This is a genomic window from Streptomyces atroolivaceus (assembly GCF_000717025.1).
Lineage (GTDB): Bacteria > Actinomycetota > Actinomycetes > Streptomycetales > Streptomycetaceae > Streptomyces > Streptomyces atroolivaceus.
Map to the genome: position 1 here is coordinate 1 of NZ_JNXG01000038.1, position 5,136 is coordinate 5,136.

A 5,136-nucleotide genomic window follows, 5' to 3' on the forward strand; every position below is an offset into this window, starting at 1 on the left:
CCTCGTCGACACCCGCCGCCTCGCCGACTGCTTCCCCGCGGTCGACTACTTCGAGAACAGCGGCCTGCCGTTCGTCATCGCCCTCAACGGCTTCGACGGGCACCAGCCCTACACCCCCGACGAGGTACGCGAGGCCCTCCAGATCGGCCCCGACGCTCCCATCATCACGACGGACGCCCGGCACCGCGCGGACGCCAAGAGCGGCCTGATCACCCTGGTCGAGCACGCCCTCATGGCCCGGCTGAAGTAGCCGTAAGTCGGTAGTGATCTACGGAAGTTGCAGTAGTCACACGGGGGCGGGCTGTGTCCTTTGACACGATCCGCCCCCGTGTTCATAACATTTCGACAGACAATTGGAATCCGATCAACACCCGACGCGCACGAACGGTACCGCTGCGCTCACATGAGCCTCGCCTTTTGGCGGGGCTCGCTCTTTATGCCCGTTTTATCGGGCGCCCGCTTCGTGCCCGATCACGCATTCCCACTGTTTGGAACGCGCCCGGTCGCCGTGCTGCAATGCCTCGACTACCCAGTAGTACGGCTCCTGAACGATAATTCCGGCACAACGTAGGTGCCGACGCCGAGAGGTTGTTGGTCGAGTGAGGCGAAGCAACGAGGGCTCCGCGGCGCAGCCGGAGCGGGGCAACTTCACGCCGCCGCCGCGCGCTGCGGTGTCCCCGCCCGCGGACACGTCGTCCGAGACGGAACCAGCCGGTGGCAGCACCAGTCGGCTGTCACCGCGGAACTGGCGGGTGCCCACCCGGCTGAACGCGATTCTCCTGATCCCGGCACTGGTCGGTCTGATCATGGGCGGCTTCCAGGTGAAGGGGTCGGTCGACACCTGGAACGAAGCTCAGGACGCCGAGAAGACGGCCCGGGTCGTCCGTGCGGCCTCGGAGTACGGGCAGGCGCTGCTGAACGAGCGTGACCTCACCGCTCAGCCCCTGCTGTCCAACAAGCGCACCGCCGCCGAGGTGGAGGAGGTGCGCGCCACCACGGACACCGCCGCGGAGAAGTTCGACGCCGCCGTGCAGAACATGCCGGACAAGGCGGGCCTGGACCGCCGCCTGAAGCTGTTCGAGGCGGAGGAGCCGCTGCTCCCCGAGCTGCGCAAGGCCGCCTACGCCGAGGCGATGGACCCGGTGAAGACGGAAGAGGGCTACACCAAGGTCCAGCACTCGTTGATGCAGTTCTCCAACGAGCTCGGCCTGGGTACCGGCAACATCACCAGCTACGGCCGGACCGTGTACGCGATCGAGCTGGCCAAGGCCGCGGAATCGCTCCAGCGCTCGATAGGCATGCACCTGCTGGTGCGCCCGAGCCAGGAGGAGCGCAACTTCAACGGGCAGGTCACTGCTTTCAGTTCGTACAACTATCTGGAGCAAATCGCCCTCAACGAGTTCGTCTCCGGTGGTACGGAGGCCGACGCGGCCCGGCTCAAGGAGGTCATGGCCGCCAAGGCCGCCGAGGGAGCCGCGCAGCTGAAGGCCGCCGAGGCGAAGGCCAAGGCCGCCGACGAGCCCTTCAAGGCCCCGCCGAGCGTCGACGGTTCGGTCTTCGACGGCATGGCCCAGGAGATCGGCAAGGGCAGGCAGCCGGACGAGCTGAAGGCCCTGGGCATCACACCCGAGACCTGGATGGCCGCCGCCACCGCCAAGTTCGAGGGCTACACGACGGTCGAGAAGGAGCTCGTCGACAAGGCCGTGACCGAGGCGGCCGAGATCTCGACCGACGCCAGGAACGACGCCGTCGTCAACGGCCTGATCGTGATCATCTCGCTGCTCGCCGCCTTCATCATCGCCGGCCTCATGGCCCGCCAGATGAGCCGGTCCATGCGCCAGCTGCGTACGGCCGCCTTCGGTATCGCCGAGCAGCGGCTGCCGATGCTGGTCGACCAGCTGTCGCGGACCGAGCCCGGCCGGGTGGACACCCGGGTGCAGCCGATCCCGATCACCAGCCAGGACGAGATCGGCGAGGTCGCCCGCGCCTTCGACCAGGTGCACCGCGAGGCCGTACGGCTCGCCGCCGAGCAGGCCATGCTGCGCGGCAACGTCAACGCGATCTTCACCAACCTGTCGCGCCGCAACCAGTCGCTCATCGAGGGCCAGCTGACCCTCATCACCGACCTGGAGAACAACGAGGCCGACCCGGACCAGCTGGAGAGCCTCTTCAAGCTGGACCACCTGGCCACCCGTATGCGCCGCAACGGCGAGAACCTCCTGGTCCTGGCGGGCGAGGAGCCCGGCCGCCGCTGGAACCAGCCGGTACCGCTGGTCGACGTGCTGCGGGCCGCCTCCTCCGAGGTGGAGTCCTACGAGCGCGTCGAGCTCACCGGTGTTCCGGAGAGCGAGATCCACGGCCAGGCCGTGACCGACCTCGTGCACCTCCTGGCCGAGCTGCTGGAGAACGCCACCACCTTCTCCTCGCCGCAGACCAAGGTCCGGGTCACCGCGACCCGGCTGCCCGACGGCCGTGTGATGGTCGAGATCCACGACAAGGGCATCGGCCTCACCGCCGAGGACTTCGCGGACATCAACCACAAGCTGGCCAATCCTCCGACCGTGGACGCCGCGGTGTCCCAGCGGATGGGTCTGTTCGTGGTCGGCCGGCTGGCCGACCGGCACGGCATCCGTGTCCAGCTGCGCCCCTCGGGCGAGCAGGCGGGGACCACGTCGCTGGTCATGCTGCCGGACGCCATCACGCACGGTGGCGGTGGCGAGTCGGTCCAGGAGAGCGACTTCACCGTCTCCTCGATCATGCCCGAGCAGCAGCGGCCGCAGCCCTTCGAACCGCAGCCGCAGCCCGCCCAGATGCGTACGGCGGCCGAGCTCGGCTTCGACGACTCCCGCTACGGGACCCCGGCTGAGGACGCCCCGCAGCTGGACCCGGTCAACCGTTCGCTGATGCGTGAGGAGCGCCGGGCCGCGCTGGAGGCGCAGACGGGCGGCGAGCGTCCGCCGTTCCAGGAGGGTGCCGGACAGCAGGGCTACCCCCAGGAGCAGTACGCGCAGCAGCAGTACGGCCAGGAGCAGTACGCCCCCGAGCAGCAGTACGCCCAGGAGCAGCAGGAGTACACGCAGCCCGGTTACGAGGGCGGCTACGACCCCTACGCCACCGGGAACGGCTACCAGGCTCCGCAGCAGAACGGCTATGCGGAAGCCGCGTACCCCGCCCAGGACGGACGGCAGGAGCAGTACGCCGACCAGTCCGCACCACAGGACAGCAGCTCCCACCAGGGCGGTTGGCCGGATCAGGGGTCGTACCAGGGAGCCTTCGAGCCCCAGGTACAGCCCGAAACGGAATCCGGACCGAGCGCTCCCGCGGAGCCGCAGGAGCGCGTAGGCTTCGACAGCCCGGGGCCGGCCTCGAATCCCGGTCACGACCTGACCGAGGCGGGTCTCCCGCGCCGGGGTGCCGGCCAGCAGCACTGGCAGCCCACCGGCAGAGGAAACGATCAGCCTGCCGCACCGGAGCAGCGGCAGCGGCCGCAGCAGGAACAGCCTCAGGCGCAGCAGCAGACGGAGCACGGCGACGGGGAAGGCCCTGAGGACTGGCGCTCGGCGAACGACGAGCGCTGGGAGCGGGCCGAGAAGCTCCGGGACCCGAAGGCGGGCGGAATCACCCCTTCCGGGCTCCCCCGGCGCGTGCCCAAGGCCAATCTGGTCGAGGGTACGGCGGAGCAGACCCAGCAGGGCGGCCCACAGGTCTCCCGCTCCCCCGAGGACGTGCGGGGCAGGTTGAGCAACCTGCGACGTGGTGTCCTGCGGGGACGTACCGCGGGGTCGGACACAAGTAATACCTACAACCAGGAGCGTTAGTGTGAGCCCGATGAGCCAGGCGGCGCAGAATCTGAACTGGTTGATCACCAACTTCGTGGACAACACCCCCGGGGTGTCGCACACGGTGGTGGTCTCCGCCGACGGACTCCTGCTGGCGATGTCCGAAGGTTTCCCACGGGACCGCGCCGATCAGCTGGCGGCTGTCGCCTCCGGCCTGACGTCGCTCACCGCGGGTGCCTCCCGGATCTTCGAAGGCGGCGCCGTGAATCAGACCGTTGTGGAGATGGAGCGAGGATTCCTCTTCATCATGTCCATCTCTGACGGATCCTCACTCGCCGTCCTCGCCCACCCGGACGCCGATATCGGTCTGGTTGGGTACGAAATGGCACTTCTCGTAGACCGTGCAGGAAGTGTTCTTACCCCGGATCTCCGCGCCGAACTCCAGGGAAGTCTTCTTAACTAATAGACAGACAGTGCGTTTCTCGTCACCGCGCCATAAGGTGCGGTGGCGCGGCACCACTGAGATGGCGACCGGCAGTCGGAGGAGGAAACGTGTCAGGACCCACAGGCGGACACCCGTACGAGGGCGGTCAGCGGGTTCCGGGTGAGCAGGGTGACAACCGTTTCGGCAACCCCTCCGCGCCCGGCAGAGAAGGCCCGCAAGAGCATTACCAGCCTTATCAGCCGTACCAGCCCTACCAGCAGCCCCAGCAGGGCTCCCAGGGCGGCGACTGGCAGCAGCAGCCGCAGCAGCCCGGTTCCGGGTGGCCGCAGCAGCAGCCTCACTACCAGCAGCCGCAGCACGAGCAGCAGCCGCCGCAGCGGTACGAGGCACCGCCGTCGCGCATACAGCCGGTCCAGCGTCAGGCTCCGGCGCCCGCGAAGCCCGCGGCGCACAACCCGCTGGTCCGTCCGTACGCCATGACCGGCGGCCGGACCCGGCCGCGGTACCAGCTCGCCATCGAGGCACTGGTCAGCACCACGGCCGACCCGTCCAGGCTGCAAGGGCAGTTGCCCGAGCACCAGCGGATCTGCCGGCTCTGCATCGAGATCAAGTCGGTTGCCGAGGTGTCGGCCCTTCTCTCGATCCCCCTCGGCGTAGCCCGGATCCTCGTCGCCGACCTGGCCGAGGCCGGACTCGTCGCTATCCATCAGCCCGGCGGCGACGAGGCCGCCGGCGGCCAGCCAGATGTGACACTGCTCGAAAGGGTGCTCAGTGGACTTCGCAAGCTCTAGCGGCGGAGCGGCCCGCTCCACTACCTCGGCGAAGATCGTGGTGGCAGGGGGCTTCGGCGTGGGTAAGACCACGTTTGTCGGTGCCGTCTCGGAGATCAATCCGCTGCGCACCGAAGCCGTG

The 5,136-nt window shown here is 68.5% G+C and carries 3 protein-coding genes and 2 pseudogenes; all 5 read left to right on the forward strand.

Going from position 1 to position 5,136, the window contains the following annotated elements:
• Nucleotides 1-250 (forward strand): annotated as a pseudogene (locus OO67_RS35225) (ATP-binding protein); the annotation flags it as partial.
• Between the two features lie 349 nt (nucleotides 251-599).
• A complete protein-coding gene (locus OO67_RS35230) occupies nucleotides 600-3,818 on the forward strand; it encodes a sensor histidine kinase (RefSeq protein ID WP_033305926.1) in 3,219 nt (1,072 codons plus the stop codon).
• Nucleotides 3,819-3,828: 10 nt separating this feature from the next.
• Nucleotides 3,829-4,242 (forward strand): roadblock/LC7 domain-containing protein, encoded by a 414-nt coding sequence (locus OO67_RS35235; protein ID WP_006127847.1) that lies wholly within the window; start codon nucleotides 3,829-3,831, stop codon nucleotides 4,240-4,242.
• Nucleotides 4,243-4,331: 89 nt separating this feature from the next.
• The gene (locus OO67_RS37655) at nucleotides 4,332-5,015 is read left to right on the forward strand and encodes a DUF742 domain-containing protein (RefSeq protein ID WP_078598554.1); all 684 of its coding nucleotides are present in this window, start codon (nucleotides 4,332-4,334) and stop codon (nucleotides 5,013-5,015) included.
• Nucleotides 4,996-5,136 (forward strand): annotated as a pseudogene (locus tag OO67_RS37660) (ATP-binding protein); the annotation flags it as partial. The gene OO67_RS37655 and the pseudogene OO67_RS37660, both read left to right, overlap by 20 nt.